We start from the raw sequence: 20,424 nt of genomic DNA on the forward strand, positions 1-20,424 counted from the left end.
CTGAATGATTTAATTAAAATCAGTTTCCAGGGAACAGATTAATGCAACCTAACTATTCACACCCTCACCTAAATGCCAGACAGGGTTGATTTTTCAACCGTGTTGATATAAATGCCATAGCCATCGAGAGTCACCACAGCAGTTTCATTACTTACCCAACCCTCCAATACATCGCTTATTTTGGGAATATATTCTTCCCGTGTAATACCCGATACAGCCAGAGAAACAGCCATTTTAAACACATCACTTGTCGTATGAGTTGCCGGAATGGTTTTCAGATTAACGTGAGTGACGGCTAGCCTGGCATCAGCCCCTCCACCGATGGCAGCAATCAATAGCTCCCGTAATGCATCATTAATGACCTGTGAAGAGATCGACGCTGTTTGCTCGATATTTGCCGACAGTGATGTGACTGGTGTGGACTTATCTTCTTTATCACTCAAACTAATGGGTACCGTGACAGAATAATTGAGAGACAGACGTGGCCGGTTGCCCAGAGACTGCCAAAAATTACCCAAACTATTTAGGTTTTCTTTCGGTGGGATAACCTGTGTGTAGGCTCCAGGGATACCGGTCAGTTGTCGGTTATTAATTAAGGCATCCAACACCTGAGACATTATCTGTATTGCCTGATTGTCCGGCTGGCTATCAGGATTACTGGCATCGTTGGCTGGCCCAGTAGGTTCCCAGTAAGTAATCAGATAGTTGCATTGAATATTGACCCAGCCGGGCAATAATCTACCGGCCGAAGCACTAAATGCTCGAGACTCAGCCGTTCGCAATTGTAGATCCTCATGTATGTCATAAAGAAATACGCTGATAGCAGCATCTGCCTGCGTGGCATCGACATCGGGTAAATCAAAGCGAATAGCGACGTCATCATTAAGATATTCACGCAGGATCGCATTCATCACTTTATTGACTTCAACTACCGTTTGAGTTTTTAACATATGAAAACCTCTTGGTTAGATTTGGACCATTCAATATTTACAATGTGTCTGTCTACGACTTTCAAGCATATTTCTAAAGAGAACCTAAATCGTCAGTCGGCCTGTTTTAGCTAACTCGCGAGCAAGTGCAGTTTCAATATGAGCATAAGTGACTTCTTGATTTTCATTTTCTCCGGCAAAGAAAGAGGCTAACAGAGCAATATTCCTGATATTAGCTCCCGTGACATTAGCCTTCTTCGCTAATTGATTAAAATCAATATCCGATGAAACCTTGATATTCTTTGGCCATATTTTCTGCCACATCTCATGGCGCACCGCTTCATCCGGATAAGTAAATCGTGTAATAAAGGTAAAACGACGATTAAAAGCACTGTCTAAATGACTTCGATTGTTGGTAGATAAAATAACCAGACCAGGATAGCTTTCCAAACGCTGTAATAAATATGACACTTCAATATTAGCATGCCTGTCATGTGCATCTTTAGTTTCGCTGCGCTTACCAAATAATGCATCTGCTTCATCAAAAAATAAAATACCGGCATCTAGTTCTGCCAAATCAAAGATACGGGAGAGATTTTTCTCCGTTTCCCCGATATATTTATTGATTACTGTTGAGAGATCTACTTTAATGAGATCGACTCCAATAGTATTCGCCAGTACTTCTGCCGCCATCGTTTTCCCCGTTCCAGAGTCACCGTAGAATAAAGCGCTAATCCCTGTGCCATAGCCAATTTTATCTTTAAAACCACTTGAGAGAACTTTCTCCCGGTATTTTATTGCGGTAATAATTTCTTTTAATTGCTGCGTGATATTATCGGATACTAAGAGATCCTGTATGTTTCGCTTAGGCGTAACTCTTTTAGCCAATGAACCAAAATTCTGTTGTGCGCGTAAATTGAATGCCTTACGAATATCGCATTGTTGCAAGATATCCGAATAATCCCGCTGTCGTTGATAAAGCTCAGCCTCTTGTATAATAAGCGGTAGACTTTCTGCATTAAAGGTATAGCGCTGGCTTAAGCTTATCGGATCAATATCTGCTGAACGGCGTTCAGGCAAACAGCCTGTTAATAACAGTATCTTTTCCTCATGGGTAAAAATCGGCATCTCTATTTGTAATGTTGACGTTTTTTTAAACAATAACAACGGTGAGTACGGGTCCACCAGACAAACAACTCTTATTCCTGGCTGAGCCAATAACTCTGATAGGGAATCGAGGAATGATGAATTTCGTTCCTTCAGTAAGCTCAGGTTCCGGAATACGCTACACGCGCCCCGCAGACGCGTTTCCCGTAGAATGCACTTTAATTGTATTAATATTACATCGTCATCGCTTTCAACGAATTTGCCCATATCGACAACCAGCGTCTGCCGTTTTTCTGAAGAGAAAATATGAGCAACCGTATGCGCTCTGGCGCTACCCACAACGCCCTGTAATAACACCACAGGTCGAGGTTCAATATCCTCCGTTAATAGTGGCCCAAATGCCTGCTTTAAACTTTCCGGATAGCAGGGAGACGTTGGCAACATGGACCATTGAGCGCATTGGGCTAATACCGGCGAAAGGTAGTGGTGCCCCAATAAAAAATGGTAGACACCGGTGTCAGTAATAAATGTCGTCTGACTCCACGCCAGATTCTTGTGATTATTATCAACGGATAATAGCTGACAGCCGAGCAATGGCGGACGATGTAAAAAACTGGCTTGATGTGCCCGTTTTTCCATTTCTGAATGGCAAAATAACGTTAATGCCAATGAAAAACTGGGTAGCTGGCTTTGTTTTCCGCCTTGAAGTAGAGAAAATAAACCATAATAGCGGCTATCAAAGTGGGGCAATAAACCCAGCAATAGAGTATCTCGCTCGAAATCAGTTAATTCAAAACGATCAACCAGTTCAGTGAGACCTTCTGCTACCTCTGAAAGTTGAGTACTTTGAGCCTGCTTTATTGTCAGTTCGGCTTTCGCCCAATGCGGTCTGCCAAGAGGCTGATTGATCCGCGCCAACACCTCCGTCTCACTTAACAAGAATTCATCGACCAGATCGTTACGTGTTCCCTTGAAACGATAATAATAATGCTGCAAGACAAGGTCTATCCGCTCCAACTCACCAAACAACAGCAATAATTGATCTCCGCGATGCTGGCAGCCTCTAGACTGTAATACTGAAGATATACTCATATTTTAATTCATCCTGGAATACTCGTTGGAAGGTCATAACCAGCGAATAGTTAATGGTTGCTGTAGCCAGTTAAAACAGGCCATGTTCATTGGCCACGGCCAGTCATTAATGAGTGCATCATAAATTTCCGAGTTAACATGAATGGTTATCCCTCCCTCTAACCAAAGAATTTCGCCAGCACGTTGTAGAAAAAGCGTACGAATATCCTCTGACCCCATTCTTTTCCAGGCAGGAAGTTGCCCTCGGACCCCCTCCAACCATTCGCTGATCACTATTTTTTGTTCTGCCGCCGGAGCGCACCATGCCGCGTCGAAATGCATCGGTAATCCACACAAGACTTTAGTTAATGTCAGCCGCCGGTTAGATATTTCATCATCCCCCCAGATAAGCCAGTCAAGTAAACATACGGCGTCTACCTGTGCCTGCTGATTAATAAACACCTGTTTTTCCAGCAAACCAAAAATGCTAAAAAACGTTGATAATAGCGGCCAAAAAATTAAACTTCCCGCATTACTGACAGCCAAAACCTTTCCTGATATGGGGGCTATATCCACTCCCATAGGTTGAGCTACGGGTTTTGTACCTGACCATGCCGGCGGCTTATTTCCCTTGAGCGTGGTGGCAAAAATAGGCTCCGGGGTTTCTTTATCGACTCTACGGGTTAAATCTGATGCTACTGATGACGCTTTCTGTGGCAACCATTTTGGCTGAGTCGGCGTAGCTTCTGGGTTCTCTTTTGCCACCGCGCCTTGGTTTCTAAAATAATGCTCCGCCGTTGTAGTTAACTGCTCAGGCATGCCCCTTCTTGCTGTATGGTTGAGTTGCTCCGTCATAGCGATTGGTGGCGTTGTTTGTGGTGGCCACTCCAACGGGGTCGATATAACGTCCGGGTTTTCTTTTGTCACCGCGCCTTGATTTCTAAAATACTGCTCTGCCGCTGTAGTTAACTGCTCAGGAATGCCCCTTCTTGCTGTATGGTTGAGTTGCTCCGTCATAGCGATTGGTGGCGTTGTTTGTGGTGGCCACTCCAACGGGGTCGATATAACGTCCGGGTTTTCTTTTGTCACCGCGCCTTGATTTCTAAAATAATGCTCTGCCGCTGTAGTTAACTGCTCAGGCGTGACCCTTGATGTATGGTTGAATTGCACTGCTATAGGGTTATCTTCAGTCATTAAGCGACATAGCACCTTCTGTGCCGCTTGCGAAAGAATTACCGACAAACGCCGCCGTCCAGATGGCTGTAAACAGTGCTTTGCCAGCATAGGTAACCATTGCTGAGGTTGGCGCTGAACCTGTAACCAGAGGTCCTGCGTAATCAATGGTGATTCTTGGCTATTTAAAGGCAGGATCTGATTTGATGGCGTTGACCAATCTCCTTGCTGTAAATAATGTTCGACGGTGGCTATCAGTGATAGCTCGCCAGTAGCTGTTGTTTCAGCGGCGATATCTGCCACCGACTGTACTGATGGGACTGATGGGACTGATATTCTATTTTCCACTAATGCCGCTGACATTTGAGGCAAAGACTGAGCCAATAAGCCATTTTCTATTAGTTGACGTTCTGATTGGCACGTGGGGTAGGCGCCCGTTTCACCCAAGGAAAATTTTGGTATTGCCTGATAATAAACCGACAATGCTTTTTCCAATGCTAGAGTTAATTTGTCCACCATCTGGACTTCAAATAGTTCATACTCAATCATGCCTATATCCACAACAAGACGGTCGATGGATAAATTTTCATTCAGGCTAAATATTAATTCCTGTATTTTTTTTGATATGATTTCGTCTATTCTTTTATGAAACACAGATGAGCACTTCTCTATTACTCTATTTCCATCACAATCTGATATTTCAATAACGATTGTGACTCGCCCAATAAAGCTCCCATCACCTAGGTCAGGATTTTCCATATAAACCTTTGAGAAAATAGCCATTGAAGAATTAGTAGATGAGCACTATCCTTAGCGCTCTCAGTCAAGATTCATTCCAATTAATCAACAAACTATAACTTGATAATAAAGGCCAACGTGTAGTAAGGCGGAATAACATCCGTGGAATGCTGATGTCCATCAGTGCTCATCTTAGCAGTATGATTATGGCCTGCCCCTTCGCCAACACTTGACGTATACGCAAGCCATGCGTAATTGTTGCTCGGTATATAAGATAGTGAGCGATCCTTAAAACTGCGTTCAGAGAAGACGAGTTCATTTCTATTATCAATCCTCCATATTTTTGTGTCAGGCAACGACGTACTACCATGACTATGTCCATTATGAGTACAATAAGCCATTCCGCCAGTATGGCTGTGCGAAGGAATTTGGCTAGACGTTAATATAATCTCATTTACAGTAACCGAACCTGTAACCGTAAATGGTGTGCTCTGCTTGTTATAGGCTTTTGTGGTACCTGAACCTGTTAGTTGTGCAGTATTAGAATATTTTGAGTTAGTGAACGTAGAGCCTAAAATAAAACGGTCTATCAGATTTGGTCTGCCATCACCTCCATCACATAAAGCCCACCCAGGCGGCATTTCAGCCTCTGTTCCGGCAAACATCAGAATCATACCTTTCTGGAAAGCAAACTCATTTGTTATACGCACGCCATCAGATGTAACTTCCATTCCTCTACCTGGCTTCACAGAGATACCGGTTGAATCTATTACTACTCCACCATTAGTTTTTGGTATAACCTTTACCCCAGAACTACTTACTGATAATCCACTGTTGGTGTCAACCTTTACAGACAAGCGCTCTAAGCTGTCAATTTGAAAACCATTCCCCGGGCCAATTTGCCCTGGAGCTAACCCTGCCGCTTTACGCCCAACGTCTGCAATATCAATTAGCGCCTCAAAATCCGTTTGCAGCGGAATACTGCCTTCCTTAAATCTTTCTTTTAAATCATCCGCCTTTGGCCCAACTACTGCCAGGCCAGTTAACATTTGTTTTTCATTGCCAATAATTAAACGACGAGTTTCTTTCATAATGAACTCCACAAATATGATTAATAAAATTCCATTAGATGACCAGGTTATTTTTAGCTTTCTTTCGGAACATAGAATAATTCGTTCTGAATTATCTTGTCTGTATTCCATTCATTTTCATCGCTGCCGATAACTTCAGTCCGTTGAGCAGGTGTGGCTATTCGCATTATGCCAATACCGATAAAACCTGATGGTAATCTCCCCAGTGTCAAATTTTCTAAAATAGAATAAGCGGCATCACCTAATGGTGCTCCATTATTTTGCCAGCGCTGATAGGTTCTACCGAAATTTAAAAACTTGCTATTATCCATCCAATGAATAATCATGGAAATATGAGCAGGAAACTCAGTGAGAATAGTGTCTTTAACCCACTCCTCCAATTTATAGGGATCAACTCCGGGCATAGAAATTAACGCACTATTGACCACCACACTAATCACGAATGAGAAACGGTCAGTACGTTCATATTCATCACCGGAGAAGTGCCAATTGTAGCGCCAGTCATCTTCAGGAGACGGGAAAGGCAGAGTAGATGTTTCCAAACGTTCGATAATCAGGGTACCTTGAATACGGTCAAAGCTAATGACCCTGGCATTAAGTTCCGGCGCAACGTCCCGAGTAATGTTACCTATTCCAAAATTACGGATCAGTGTGATTTCGCTTCCCACCCTAATCAGAGCCGGGAACGGCGTCTGATCGGTTCGGGTCAATCGCCGTTGATTCGCCGGCAATTGTACACCGTTCTGGGTTTGATCGCTGGCGTAGGCTAGGCGGTAACTCATATCTTCCAGCCACACCAGGCTATTTTGCCAGTATAACTTACTGTTCTCTGCCGCGGCCATCACCCGCGCTAAGTTATGGCCCAACTGTGCGCTGTTGCTGATATTCAACCAGATGCTGTCAGTGTCGGTTTTGGCGATCATCTGCCCACGTAAAATAAACTTGTTCTCACCGACCTCGCCCTCATACAGCGTCAGATTGACCACCTGGCCTGGCGTTAACTTATCACCAATACCGCGTTGAGTGATCACCAGATAACTCGGACTATTCTCATCATCCAGCGTTACTGAATCTGGCGTTTGCTCATAATCAAACTTGTCGTTGGGTTTGATCGGTAGCAAGGCGCGGTGTTCGATAAGGTAGAAAGGCAGTCGACTTAAATCAGGCTGCGGCTTAAATAATCCCCCCCCCAATCCCATCCGGGCGGCAATGCGTTTTTGTAATGAGGAGACCTGATCAATACGAATATTATCACGGTGGTAAGTTAATACCGTCTGCTGCGACAAATAGCCTTGTTGCACAGCAAGAAAGTCACTGGCTTCGGAGGTAAAGGTGCGGGGTGCCCGTTGCGTAGCAAAATAACCCAACAGGTAATTGATGATATTCAGTTCCTGTTCGGTATCTTGTGCTATGCCTTCCTGCCAGTCTTTTAGCTCTGCGGCGTAATCTTTATGGGCCTCATCGTTTACAGAACCTGATTTAAACGGCCACTGCGTTCCCCATACCCGGATCCCCTTGCGTTGAAAAGCCAGTAACTGCGGCAGCATCGCCAGTTGCTGGCAACCGTTGGCTAATAGTTGTTCAAAGGGCAACATAAACTGATGCAATGCCAACACCCGTGAACGGTCAGGATCAGCCAATATCTGCAATGACTGCTGTAGTTCGTAGCACGGGGGCAAGGTATCACTAACCGGATGATAACTGCCCACATCACGGTGTTGTCCGTAATGTAAGGTAACCGGCGAATTCTGGATCATTTCAATTGGAGGGAAACTGTTAATAATATCCTGTTCACTGACGGTGACGCTGATCCCCCCTTTGGCAATCACCCGAAGCGGACTGTCTTGCTGTGCCAATAAATGGATAGGGTTCGCTCCCCACAGCCGTGGATAGCATCCGGCGGCTATTTTCCATGACCAGGTATCATCCGCGACCGGAGTAATTTTATTACTATCGTAATCCCCTAATACCATGCGGGTAATATTCTTGATGCCGTCAATGCCCAACAAGACATTAGCCAGCCGGCTCAAATTGAGCGTAACACCTTGTGTATAGTCCCGATCGGGTGCCAGTTCCGGTATCCAACCGTATTTCAGCTGCGGTCCGTCGAAAATATCGTCATTACTCATGCCCCGCTGTTGTAACGTTCCCGTGCTGTAACGCAGCGCTCTGGGCATCATAAACTGTTCAACCGCACTATAGACGTTGGCAAATATGTTGGCGATATTCTGCGTATCGTCACCCAGTTCAATATCCAGTAATAGAGGAAAATCAACCGGTTCCAGCCAATTTATCTGGCTGACTGCTTCACCAATGTTGCGATTTTCCGTCAAGAATGCGTTGAGCTGTTCTTTTGCCGCCGCAGGATCGCGCTGAGTTTGCCGGGTAGGCTCCAGATAGAGCCAGTAATTCCCCCGCAGAGTTAACTTTTTTGCGTTGTCTGTCTCTACAAAACTGTACTCTCTTTTCGTTGAGTCATACCAATAGGTATACCGCTCATATTCCGGTTCACGCACCAATTGCACATTGCGAAATAAGAAATCGCCCTCATGACCGGCGTTTTCTACCGGCCAATCATTGCTGTGTAAATCCAGTAACGCTTTTCGGTAATCATCAGCCGTGATTGGGCCACAGGTCAGCGCCCGGTGCGGGCCAAATTCGCGGGGGAAGACCCCCTCTTGCTGCTCAGACACTGCAGGCGTCAGGAGATCTTGCAGCGGTAATGTATGGCGATAGGCTAAATCTGACGCGCCGTAACAGACCCCTTCCAGGATTGTCACCCCCGGATCGTGCTCTGCGGTATCTGTCCATAACTTTCCGGTCTGCTGTTCCACCACCTGATGAGCCTGATTTAGCAACTTATCGAAATGGATATCCTCTTTTACAAGGAGAAACAATGTGTCTGGATTACTCATATTTTGCTCCTCGACGTTGCGCCAAATCATCATTTTCCCAGACCAGAATCAGCACTTCGTTATTATTTGCATCCACCGAAGCCATGTCATCGACAGTCGTAGTGGTACCGTCCCGATGCAATGTCAAGCCAGTGACCCGTTCAACCAACGGGTGCTGTTGAATGGTTGCCAGCAACTGAAAATAGCCAATATTATTGTTCATCATGACCGCCCGTTGTTCATCGACACTCCAGGGCATATATACCTCACTCAGGCGTTGTCGGAGTTGTTGATAGCCAAAATCCGGGTTAACGCCTGATTTGAAAATTAGTTGATAATCGATATGCACATCAATATAGGTCGGATTAGCCACGATAATTGAGGCCCAGAGCGAGTCCCGTTGTTCCAACCAGTCGGCCATTTCCGCCAGACGAGCCGGATTGAGCAGTGGACGTAGAGGGTCATCGCCGTCGTTATAACGGTTTACGGGGATCACCGTCAGCTGTTGTATCTCAGGGGCAGGCACCTGAGTTAACTCATCATTGCCCGGATATTTCACATCGAAAATACTGAGATACCGCTGTTTCAACAACGTAGCCATATTGCCCCAGGTCAGCGCCCGATTACGGTGTGAGATACGCTGCGCCTCACGCTCAAAGAATTCACCATCTGACTCCGCCATACGGCCATCCCATGATGCCCAAGGCTGAGAGATGGTTGACACCACGGGAATAGGTTCAACTGAGTGCTGGATAGTCTCGGCGGGGAGTGCTTGCAAGAAATGGCTATCGCTTAAGGTTTCTGCATTGATTAACGTTGCCGTCATTGCATTATAAATAACGCCTTGTAACCAGGGATAACTTTCCCAAACGCCGGCCTGTTCGGGGATGCTAACCACGCCTTTTAGCCAATGGCGCCCGCCCGGCATTTGGCTGGCCTGATTAGCTGCGTCAGCTGGCAATACCAGACGCCAGAGACCGTCCTGATACAGGTTTTGAGTTTCATCATAAACCCAGGCGTCCAAAGCAGCCCATTGATCCTCCTGATTCAGGTAAAACCAGGCTACGGTAGGTTGAATCGGAGTTTTTAACTTCCAATACAACGATAATGTCTGGCCGGGCGCGACATCGGAGAAACCTAAATAAAGCGAAGATCCCGTTTCCTGCACCCACTCATCATTCCGACTGTAACCAAAGGGGGTCAAATAATAGGAATCGAAGGGGGCATCCACCGCAGCCGCAGTGTGCATATCCCACTGGCTATCCGCATCAGTTGTCGGAAGTTGCTCAACCTGAACGGCCGTGACCGGCGGCAGTGGCTGGCCTTCCGCTGACTGTAAGCGCAATACCGGGTGTTCAAAAGTAAGATCGTCAAGATTGTCTGGCGCACTAATGGCGGGCTCCCGGTCGGAAAGCGTGATAGTGACCTTGTCCGCTGCTACCACGGGTGTTAAGGCCAGCCAGCGATCGCCGCTGCTAATGTGTATCGAGGCTAATGTAGTCACCTCAATATTCTCGGAAAAAGTCAGCGTAATCTGTCTATCTCCCTCCGCCATCGCCAGCCGTGCCGCCACGATCAGTAAGCCACTGGCCGCGGGTCGATCGCCCGGCGTTTCACTGAATAATCGAATCCCCGTAATGGGGAGGTCTATCTGATTTTGCACATCCAAAGGGGCGGTAATAACCCATCCCTGAGGTCCATTTTTCCGTAACCAACGCAGATCGCTGATATATCCGCGGTTGGCCAATAGGCTGGCATCCAGCCCGTAGTGCAATGAATTTCCCAGCGCATCCTGACCGGCTTCAAATAAGGTGCCTTCAGCCAATAATTGCGTCCTCACTGTGGGATTCAGTGCAATAGACAGCGCCACCTGATCGGGATTGGCTGGCCGGGAAGATAAACCTAATAAATCCCGGTAATAAAGATTTCGGTGAACAGCCGGCAATGAATTCAATAATGCTCTGGGCGTTTCCAATATCTGCAAGATAGCCAACATAAAAGCTTGATGAGGGGGGAGTGTTCCATCAGCTGCCGTTTCTGCCTGATAGAGTTTCGCTAATTCCTCAGGAGCATTGTCCAACATAAAGAAAAAGGCATCCCAAAAATTCTCTTTATCATTAAAAGGAATTTGGTGAGTATATTCTTTAATATACTCAAGCAATGTTAAACTGCTTCGGTTATCTAATTTGAAATCAGAGTCGGGTACTAAATCTGACAGTTTATTGTTTAACGCGGTCAATTCCATAATATCACCTGTGTTTTCCGAGCACAGAGAACCCTCAGCGAATAAATAACTATTCACTCCATTTGCATTTCCGTATTAGACGGTTAACTTAATTCACAGTGGCAAAGCTTTGTTGGGTAATAAAACTGCCCGTTCCTGCTGAAGGCGCCGAAACATCCGGAGGAGGAGGAGGGCTACCCGGCGCTGTGGCCACCGTTCCCGGCGTAAACATCGCGGTAAACTTCTTACCTTTGATAATTAATGCAGCCCCGCTAGTGCACTGCAAAGCCTGCTGGCTGCTATCCAGTGCGCTGCTGGTGATTTTTCCATCACCCAAGATACTGTGGGTCGCCGTGATATAAGTGGCCGAAACCTGTACTTTCTTTTCATCCCCCAAAATACATACTTTCTTGCCATTGACTTGTGCATGACCTGTGCCGCTGATTTTCCCCGGGGCAGGAACCGTTACCGTACGATTGCCAAACTGCAGGTCAAACAGTAACAAATCACCGTCTATCACCATTGCCTCACTCATGCAACCTCCGCACTATTCCCCTCACCTAGGGCAAGTGCCCCTTGAATTTGTTGGTTAATTTCACTGCCCCGCAGACGGTAGGCTACCCGGACTTGCAGAGTATTGCTCCTATTCGGAGCCTGACTGACTTGAATATCCGTCATATCCGCTCTGGGTTCATAACGTAGCACGCTGTCTTGGATCCGAGTTTCTATCTCAGCGATCAGTTCATTACGGATATTTTCAAACATAAAATCATTCAATCCGCAGCCATAATCTTCACGCATCAACCGCTCTCCAGGCTCGGTACTAAAGAGGATTTGCAAACTTTGCCGAACATCTTCTGCCCCTTCAGCCATCGCCACGCCCTTATCCAGGGAAAATAACGGGGGGAACGCCCAACCTCGACCATAAAGTTGTGTCAGTATTTGGTTTTCCATTTATCACCTTCACTGGGTTAGATTAATTTTAGCGCCTTTAATTTCCACACTACTTTTCCCTGATATTGCCAATGACTTATCTGCCGTTGCATGAATGGATTGTGCTTTTAACGTAAACTCTTTTTCCACCACCAGAGAGATGTCTTTATTCTGTTGCATGGTCATTTGGTTCCCCCCCGCATTTATTGTGATAGTTCTATCCTTGCTATTAATAAGCAGCTGTTGCTGTATATCTCCGGTTTTAACAATCAGCGTTTTTTCTCTGTTATCTTGGCTCGGCTCAAAAGGGGCTTTATTTTTAGGGTTATGCATCGCCCCTAAAATAACCGGGTAACGCGGGTCATTTTCAAAAAAGCCAACAATAACCTCATCACCTTGCTCAGGATAAAAACAGAAACCACTTTCACTGCTAGCGTAAGGTTTGCCCAATCTGGCCCACAAAATTTCATTTGGCCTATTTAAGGTCGATAGCGTAATGGGAATGCGGTTGAGCGCCGCACTGTCCTGCTGATATTTTGCTACGGTGGCAATATGCAGCTCTGGTGCTTCTGGCACTAAAGGAAGATGTTCTGGCTGTAAACCTATTTCCAAGGTGGTTTCCCAATCAATTTGCCGGTTAAAACGCTGTCGAACACCGGTAATCGTTGCCGTGCCATCGATTTGGGAACCAAATCCCACCAGTTGCACACCATCACCCAATTGATAAAGCGTACTGCCTTCTAGCAAAAACTCGCCCATCACCCCGGCAATACGTTGATTGAGCAATAATCCTTGTGCTAAATAGCCACTTTCCTGAGTGGTAAGTGGACTGCTGTAACGAATATCCCAATTCTCTTTATTCAGCGAAGCTAAACGATCGAGGGAAAGCGCACCTTTACCTGTAGCACTACTGCCATAGCGGCCACCCGATTGCGATTGTTGCTTACTGATGTCCCAACTACTGACTTCTAGCGAGGCGGGATTACGTTGATTGTCAAACTGCCAGTATGCGTCTTTCACCACAATATCGCTGTTCTCATCTCCCCGGCTTTTTAGGATATGGATCTTAGCCGCACTCTGGGCTCCGGCTTGTACCAGCCTGGCCCCCTCAGGGGAGGGCAGCAGCCATACCCCTGTTGCCGAGAGGCGACACAACAAAAAGTACCAATCCGAGCAGCGAAATTGCACCATCTGTTCATGCTTTTGATCCAATGCGGCTATTTGCCCAAAACTGGCCTTAACACCCGCCTGATTTAACAGTGCACTTAAGATTTTTTTATCACTTTCATCACTAAATAACTGCGAATGCTGGGTATCAACCATCCGTTGTAGTGGGTGTTTGATAACTAACGTGAGCAGTGATTGTTTATTTTTGATACGCAGTGTCTGTCGAGTTATCACCCCATTAAACAGGGCCGATTTTCGGTTACCTGTATTCAACTCTAACATTAGTGTTTTTCCCACTTGGCAGTGAGCTAACTCTTCCTGAATATCGGGCTGACTGAAAGAGGATAACGGCCGATCCAATACGCTGAGTTTGATGGTTGCTGAGGCTAAGCTGTTAACCCGATGATAGGTATCCACATCAACAGCGGTCAGCAGGGAAAGCACCTTACCATCGGCGGTGATCTTGAGTTGATGACTCATGAATCATTCTCCCTGGTAGCCTGTAGAATTTCTCCCGGCACAAAACCGTTAAGATTATCCAAACCGTTTTGCCAGGCCAGCGTCAGATAATCAACACCACCTGCTAGGGTTGATGCCGTGCTAACCGCCATCAGTGCCAAAGAGACCCCATCCTGCACGCGTAACGCCACTTTTGCCGGTGACTTCAGGTTTTGTTCGGTTTCTTGCAATACCAGACTTTCATCCGCAACCAACGTCAGAACAACCTGAGCTCGCAATGGTGTGGCATCCCGATCAAACAGGGTATAACTCACCGACAGCCCTTTGGCTCGCCCAGCAAAATAGCCACGACTCTCCCAGCGCATTTTCCCCCATTTAATGTGCAAAAACCGGGTTTCTTTGCTGGTTGCATCCACCGTACACAGCTGTTTAAGCTGCATCAGCTGGGTTTCTATCGGGAGGGTATTACCCGGCATAGTTGCATCAAAAGTCAGTTCCAGCGATAGCCCTGCGGGTTTCGCCTGTACATAAGTACTGCTCTGTTTCTCGTTATTAATGGCCTGAGATTGCAAATAGTCCGTCTGATAATCCAAATGTAACGTGGTCGGGTTGTACATGGCCTGTAGGCTATTTCCTGCCCGAACCTTTCCTTCCCGATCCTTATAAGCATCGATAGTCAGTTTGGCCAAACCTCGTTCAAGCAAACTCATGGACGCCACCCTTCCCCATCGCGCAGTGCTGCCAGCACTTCACGTTTAATCATTTCTACCCACGCCGAGTCATCCAGACTTTCCTGTATCAACGAACGATTTTGGGGTTCCACAGGGCCCGGCTGTGCGTCAGAGACGACTCGGGCCTGAATAACTAACTCTCTGATTTCGACTGTCATAGTTTGACTCCCAGCCAACGCATATCTTGATAGCGTAATTCAAGGGTGTTAACCAATATGGCGTTACTGCTGGCGTCAAAATCGCTGGTTTGCCAGCTGACCGGCAGTGCATTACTCAATGTCCAACTGGATAGCGGCAGTAAATTCTCATTCAGTAACATAATCACCACATCGGCATAAGCAACGTTATCCCCACGTAAAACCCGATCAAACATCATGGTTAGCGGGGATACGGTCATCACACCACGTTCAAGCCGGAGAGTGCCATGCTGGATTTTTTCAGCTAAAAAACTGTTGCGGGCATTTTCTCCACCTTCACTGTATTGGGTAACCTGGAGTTCCCGGCTAAGGCCTGATATACGCTGAAAACGAATATCCAGGGGATTAGGAATACCGTTAAAAACGAAACTGGCCATAAAACGGTGCGATACCGCCGGTGTGTAATAATCGCTCATCGGGTTCTTTCCTCTTTTAAGACAAAAGTGCACCCGTGCGGGTATCAAATACCAAACTGATCTCAATAAATTCAGCCGGGAATAATATGGCTAACTCTATTTTTACGATCATTTTCCCTGCACGAACGTCATCCTCAGTCATCGTCTCGTTTAACCCCAATAGGACATTAAACGCCTCATCTTCCTGTGCACCATAAAGCCCCCCCTGCAACCACAGTTGCCGAAGCCAGTTATAGCTTTGCCCTTTGCACTTCATCCACGTCAGCTCATTGTTCGGCTCAAAGGTATACAGACGAATTAGCTGGGCCAAATTAGCGGCAACATAAGAAACTAGGCGACGGGTTTGTAAATAACGCCACGACGAGCTGGCACTATTTTCCAGCGTACGACACCCCCATATACGGATCCCTTTTCCGGGAAAACTGCGGACCAAATTGAGAGAAGTGCCGCTAGCGTTAAACAACGCATCTCCCTGAAAGTGGGAAACAACCGGACGGATCACCTGAGCCAATGCCACATTGGCTGGCGCTTTCCATACCCCGACACGCTTATCCGTACGCTGTATTACCGCCGCAATGGCCGCCGTAGGCGACAGCACGGCCCGCGGAGCTTCGCCTTCCGTTACCGATGTGTCCCTATAGGTTGTTTCTACTCTTGGCCAGTAGGCAGCGCCCCATTGACGGTAGTCTGACGACAAGGTATTTGCACACTGCAAAGCAAGATCTGCGTCATCCGGCGCATCCAGTAGCACAAAGAGATTGGGCTTGATTTGACTGAGTTGCAGCAACATTGCCCAACCGCTTGACCACAAATTTGCAAGGGCTGTGTTGCCCGTCATAGGACTGTCATTAAGACGTGCCATATCCGGTGCCAAAATCAACGTAATCAACGGTTCGCTGGCAATCGCGGAACTAACATCAGTGCTTTGCAGCGCCGAGAAATAATCGTCAACTTCGGGCCCCGTCATTCTGTCGGATGGCATATTCCCTGCCAGAGGTAGAATAAAGGCTTGCTCTCCGCCATTATCAAAATAGTGCCTGACAGCAAAAGCCATGATGCCTTCGCTACCAAATATCCGGGAGTAATCAGCCAGGCTATCGACACGAATGGCCACAGTTTCAGGCTGTTCTTCTCGAACCGGTTCGGTATAACCAATAAATACGGGAATGGCCGTGGCAATTACACCCTGACTGGCAGAGATAATACGGTCTGACAGTGTGACACCCGGTTGTATTCTCTCCATCATAAGTTCCTCCATAAAGAGTGAAACAGGCACCCTGATACTGCGGATGCCCGATGTTGTTGTTATGGAGATTATTGAGCGACATCCTGCGTAAATTGCAGAATAATAAACTCAGCCGGGCGTACAGCAGCCAAACCGATCATCATGATCATTTTGCCCTGTTTAATGTGATCCTCCGACATAGTGATACCCTGACCAATCTGGACAAAATAAGCCTCTTCAGGGCGATCTCCCACCAACGCGCCACGCTGCCAAAGCGCGTAAAGATAATTATCAACGGCAGACTTGGCTCGCATCCAAGTGGGTTGACTATTGGTTTCGAATAATGCAGCTCGTAATGCCTGTCGAATATCCCGCTCAGCAGAATTGAACAGACGACGAACGGGAATATAGCGCCAGTTAATATCACCTGGGTCGACTACCGCCGTACGCGCACCCCAAATGACAAAACCCCGGTCGCTAAAAGAGCGGATGACATTCACGCCGTTGACATTCATATCCCCCTGACGTTGGTCATCAACTTTATCAAGCAAACGCCCAATACCGGTGAGTGCTACATTGGCTGGTGCTTTCCAGACCCCACGGCTGCTGTCGGTGTGGCAATAAGCCCCGGCGATAACCGGGCTGGGCGGGATAATAACCCTGCGTTTCTGCCCTTCTGCCAGTTCATAGTCGATGGCTTCAGCCAGCGCTGAGTTTTCCTGCCGCAGCACTGCCAGTGTCGCAAACTTGTCCTTGCCATCATCATCCTCATAACCGCTGATAAGAATATTCTCATCCTTAGGTACTGATGCTGAGCTTCTGAGGTTGGTTTCCAATTGTGGGTAATAAACGGCAGCCTGAGGGATATGCTCAACATTCAACACAGGCGTACCATCATTGCTGTCCGCAATCAGGAAGTAACCCACCTTCTTAGTTAATAGCGTGTTCACTGCGCCGTAAACGGCGCTTTTATACTCGAGGTCGATTTCTGGACAAACAACTAATGTAATATCCCCTTTTTGCTCAATAATATCGGGAATAGCCGCCAACACCGTTGGATCGCTAGCATCACTGATGGGATAGAGATAACAAGTTCCCCCGCCATTTTGGAAATAGAGCTGTAACGCTTCAACGGCGGGAGATAATTTGATGCGTTCTATGCTGTAGATCCACGCCTGTGCCTCGGCAGTAGCGACTTTGCTCTTCGCTTTGGTTTTCGACTTAAGCTCGGTTTCGCCTTTATCCTCAATAACGAGCAGTTCNTCAGGTTTAGTCGAACGAATTACAACCTGCGTTGCCGGAGCCAGAGAGAATGCCGAGGTAAACTCAAGCCAATTATTGATACGGGTACAGACGGAAACAGAGCTTGCCAATAGCGGCGTAAACTCACCGATAAAGACGGGGACAGCCGTAGGGCTATTATTGACAGAAAATGCCAACGACGCATCTTCTTCAATATAAACACCGGGCGCTTGTAGAATAGCGGACATAGTGATACCTCGTAATCAGTGAGTTAACGCTGCTCAACATCTTGGGTGAACTGAAGGATGATAAATTCCGCGGGTCGAACAGCCGCAAGACCCACTTTAATAATCATCTTCCCTTCGTTGATTTGCTCAGGGGTCATAGTGATACCTCGGCCAATCTGCACAAAATAAGCGTCTTCTTCACTATTTCCGGCCAAGCCCCCTTGACGCCATAGGGCATAAAGATAATTACTGATCGCCGCTCTTACTCGCTCCCAAGTAGGCTGGCTATTCGGCTCAAACACGGCAAAACTCATGGCCCGCTTGATGTCCCGCTCTGCGGTGTTAAACAAACGCCGAACTGGGATATAACGCCAGTTATCATTATCTTCCAGGGTTCTTGCTCCCCAGACAGTAGTACCCGTGTTACTGAAACTGCGGATCATGTTGAACGCGCGGCCTGAATTATAAACCCCTTGCAATTCATCGGTAACCAAAAACTTCGGCTCCAATCCCCCTTTCAAGGCGACATTGGCGGGCGCTTTCCACACCCCTCTGGACAAATCCACTGAGGCATACACTCCCGCCATAACAGCGCTGGGCGGAATATCTGCGTCAGCCCACTCCGCGGTTAGCCACGGGTAATACACCGCAGCAAATGGCGTGGCGTCATATTTTCCCTTAGCCTCGTCGACATCATCTTTTGTAAGCATCGTTTTCGGGCCGTCAAGGATGGCAAATAACCCTCGGCCTGGCTGGCATAAAATGTCTACAGCCGTTTTAATATCCTCACCCGCCGCCACCAATAAGGTGACATCGTCCAACGTGGGAACTAAAGCCACCAGATCATCGGTATTAATCAGATAACAGTATCCACCGCCATTGGTGAAATAAGCGCGCAGCGAAATTGCTAATAGGTTTTTATTATCAAAATCACCCAGCAGGTTAAGATATTCCATCCATGAATTGATTCGTGTGACGCTCCCCTGTTCGACAATGCTACTGCCCACAGCAAAAACCGGCACGGCGGTGGCACTATTTGAAACAGAAAGCGCAAGACTGTTCAGTTCTTCGATATAAACACCTGGGTAAGTGGTGGTAATATTCGTCATAATAATTCCTTTGTCAGATTCAATGATTATCAGCAGATTAAATAGCTTGAATCGTTACCCGATCGGCTGCCAACGTCATTTCCTGAACGGCAATGTCATTACTGGTGGCATCGAATGAAGGAGAGGTCAACGAGGTAGGGAATGCATTAGAAACGCTCCAGGTCATCAGTAATTCGGTACCTGAATCATTAGTCAAACTGATAGTGATATCCTTTTTTTCTACTTGGTTAAGTTGAATGGAATTGATCCAATCAAACAGTTCCGTTTTCCCAGGAAAAACACCTTTTCGCAAGGTAATATTAATCAACTGACGCTGCCCAGGCATTTTAAACCAATTGCCGATACCGTCCCGATATTCGATCGTGTCATAGGTTATATCCAACCCTGAAACACTATTAAATGGAATTTGCTCATCACCAATAGACACAATAAAGCGATAAGTAGGAATTGGATATTCAACCGCAATTTGAGATACACTTGTAGACATAACAACCTCTTCTTCAATATTAACGATAAGTGTAAATAACATAAAGACCGTTATTTACGTGGGAAGTGGAATAACTGATGTGGCATTTCCCTGAAAAAAGCACGCTACCGCCCTTGGCTTGTGCCAGAAGTTTCTTCATGCGAATAAAATAACGATACCCGTAGAGCCATTAAGTTTATTTCAGGAACAGTGCCTTTTCGGCTTCTCTTCTTCTAACCAATCCGGGGAGTTTTTTCCCGCCAACATGAACCCAACGAAGAAACTCTTGCGCAGACCCGCCATAGTCGCCGGCACTAAGTTTTTTCTTAATGTAGAGGCGAGGAAATTCCCAATACCAAGGTTGAAAACAAAGGAAACAAAGGAAAAAAAGGCATCAAACTGGTTTTGGGTGAGTGGGACATGACATTAATATTCACCGCACGCTCACTGTTGGCAATATCCTGATGCAGAAAACTATCGGCTTCTTCTTCGGTGATAACATCATCAGGACGAACATTAGCAGGATGCCCATACCCCACAGTCCACACTCTGGCGGAACACTGATAGGCTCGGAGTCTCAATCCCTCAAAATGTTTAATTAAATTAAGGCCGTTAATACCCACTTTCATCGTATGCTCCTATACCCAAATGCTGGTCTGGTATATAACGAAAAATATAAAATTACACCCATAAAATAAAGGTAATGAGAATATAGCGACTTTCCTCAAATGTGGCCCTAAAAATTATATTTCCCGAGTTATCCTATCACTTCCCCAAAAAAAGAAGTAAAAAAATTCAGTCACATTAAAAACAGCATTCCTAAAGCATATGTATGCATTCTAATCTTGGCTAGTTTTTATCATTTCATTTAGTATAACGATGATTGCAAAAAATGAAATTCAAAACATTCAAACAGCGACTATTCTAATAACAAGTGAAAAAATGATGTTAAGATTATTTATATTACCAGGCACTGTTAACAAGGTTTAAAAAAATATTTAATGGCTTTAAAATCAGGATGACCC

Annotated in this window: 16 protein-coding genes and 1 pseudogene; all 17 read right to left on the bottom strand. The window is 46.3% G+C overall.

Annotation, left to right across the window (positions count from 1 at the left end; genetic code table 11):
* Positions 1-68 precede the first annotated feature (68 nt).
* Complete coding sequence (locus tag V2A85_RS12855) at positions 69-950, bottom strand: DUF4255 domain-containing protein (protein WP_420071589.1); 882 nt, start codon at positions 948-950, stop codon at positions 69-71.
* Positions 951-1,034: 84 nt separating this feature from the next.
* Positions 1,035-3,128: an ATP-binding protein gene (locus tag V2A85_RS12860; protein WP_420071590.1), complete on the bottom strand. Its 2,094-nt coding sequence runs from the start codon at positions 3,126-3,128 to the stop codon at positions 1,035-1,037.
* Positions 3,129-3,161: 33 nt separating this feature from the next.
* Entirely contained in the window at positions 3,162-5,039 is a 1,878-nt protein-coding gene (locus tag V2A85_RS12865; RefSeq protein ID WP_420071591.1) for a contractile injection system tape measure protein, read from the bottom strand.
* 92 nt (positions 5,040-5,131) lie between these two features.
* On the bottom strand, positions 5,132-6,220 hold the full coding sequence (locus tag V2A85_RS12870) for a hypothetical protein (protein ID WP_420071604.1): 1,089 nt from the start codon (positions 6,218-6,220) through the stop codon (positions 5,132-5,134).
* Positions 6,163-9,024: a hypothetical protein gene (locus tag V2A85_RS12875; RefSeq protein WP_420071592.1), complete on the bottom strand. Its 2,862-nt coding sequence runs from the start codon at positions 9,022-9,024 to the stop codon at positions 6,163-6,165. The genes V2A85_RS12870 and V2A85_RS12875 overlap by 58 nt, the downstream gene beginning before the upstream one ends.
* A complete protein-coding gene (locus V2A85_RS12880) occupies positions 9,017-11,248 on the bottom strand; it encodes a hypothetical protein (protein WP_420071593.1) in 2,232 nt (743 codons plus the stop codon). Before V2A85_RS12880 ends, V2A85_RS12875 begins: the two co-directional genes overlap by 8 nt.
* Before the next feature lie 88 nt (positions 11,249-11,336).
* Positions 11,337-11,762, bottom strand: a complete 426-nt coding sequence (locus tag V2A85_RS12885) for a hypothetical protein (protein ID WP_420071594.1) — start codon at positions 11,760-11,762, stop codon at positions 11,337-11,339.
* On the bottom strand, positions 11,759-12,181 hold the full coding sequence (locus tag V2A85_RS12890; protein WP_420071595.1) for a GPW/gp25 family protein: 423 nt from the start codon (positions 12,179-12,181) through the stop codon (positions 11,759-11,761). The genes V2A85_RS12885 and V2A85_RS12890 overlap by 4 nt, the downstream gene beginning before the upstream one ends.
* A 9-nt stretch (positions 12,182-12,190) precedes the next feature.
* A complete protein-coding gene (locus V2A85_RS12895) occupies positions 12,191-13,807 on the bottom strand; it encodes a phage baseplate assembly protein V (RefSeq protein WP_420071596.1) in 1,617 nt (538 codons plus the stop codon).
* Positions 13,804-14,496, bottom strand: a complete 693-nt coding sequence (locus tag V2A85_RS12900) for a hypothetical protein (protein ID WP_420071597.1) — start codon at positions 14,494-14,496, stop codon at positions 13,804-13,806. Before V2A85_RS12900 ends, V2A85_RS12895 begins: the two co-directional genes overlap by 4 nt.
* Positions 14,493-14,675: a DUF5908 family protein gene (locus V2A85_RS12905; protein ID WP_420071598.1), complete on the bottom strand. Its 183-nt coding sequence runs from the start codon at positions 14,673-14,675 to the stop codon at positions 14,493-14,495. The genes V2A85_RS12900 and V2A85_RS12905 overlap by 4 nt, the downstream gene beginning before the upstream one ends.
* Positions 14,672-15,130: a phage tail protein gene (locus tag V2A85_RS12910; RefSeq protein ID WP_420071599.1), complete on the bottom strand. Its 459-nt coding sequence runs from the start codon at positions 15,128-15,130 to the stop codon at positions 14,672-14,674. Before V2A85_RS12910 ends, V2A85_RS12905 begins: the two co-directional genes overlap by 4 nt.
* Before the next feature lie 16 nt (positions 15,131-15,146).
* Positions 15,147-16,376, bottom strand: coding sequence for a phage tail sheath C-terminal domain-containing protein (locus V2A85_RS12915; RefSeq protein WP_420071600.1), 1,230 nt, complete (start codon positions 16,374-16,376; stop codon positions 15,147-15,149).
* Between the two features lie 68 nt (positions 16,377-16,444).
* Positions 16,445-17,845 (bottom strand): phage tail sheath family protein, encoded by a 1,401-nt coding sequence (locus V2A85_RS12920; protein ID WP_420071601.1) that lies wholly within the window; start codon positions 17,843-17,845, stop codon positions 16,445-16,447.
* A 23-nt stretch (positions 17,846-17,868) separates the two neighbouring features.
* Positions 17,869-18,933, bottom strand: coding sequence for a phage tail sheath family protein (locus tag V2A85_RS12925; protein WP_420071602.1), 1,065 nt, complete (start codon positions 18,931-18,933; stop codon positions 17,869-17,871).
* Positions 18,934-18,970: 37 nt separating this feature from the next.
* Positions 18,971-19,420, bottom strand: coding sequence for a phage tail protein (locus tag V2A85_RS12930; RefSeq protein ID WP_420071603.1), 450 nt, complete (start codon positions 19,418-19,420; stop codon positions 18,971-18,973).
* Between the two features lie 175 nt (positions 19,421-19,595).
* Positions 19,596-19,947 (bottom strand): annotated as a pseudogene (locus V2A85_RS12935) (lysozyme).
* Positions 19,948-20,424: the final 477 nt, after the last annotated feature.

The organism is Yersinia sp. 1252 StPb PI (assembly GCF_048593885.1).
In the GTDB taxonomy this organism is placed as follows: domain Bacteria; phylum Pseudomonadota; class Gammaproteobacteria; order Enterobacterales; family Enterobacteriaceae; genus Yersinia; species Yersinia enterocolitica_E.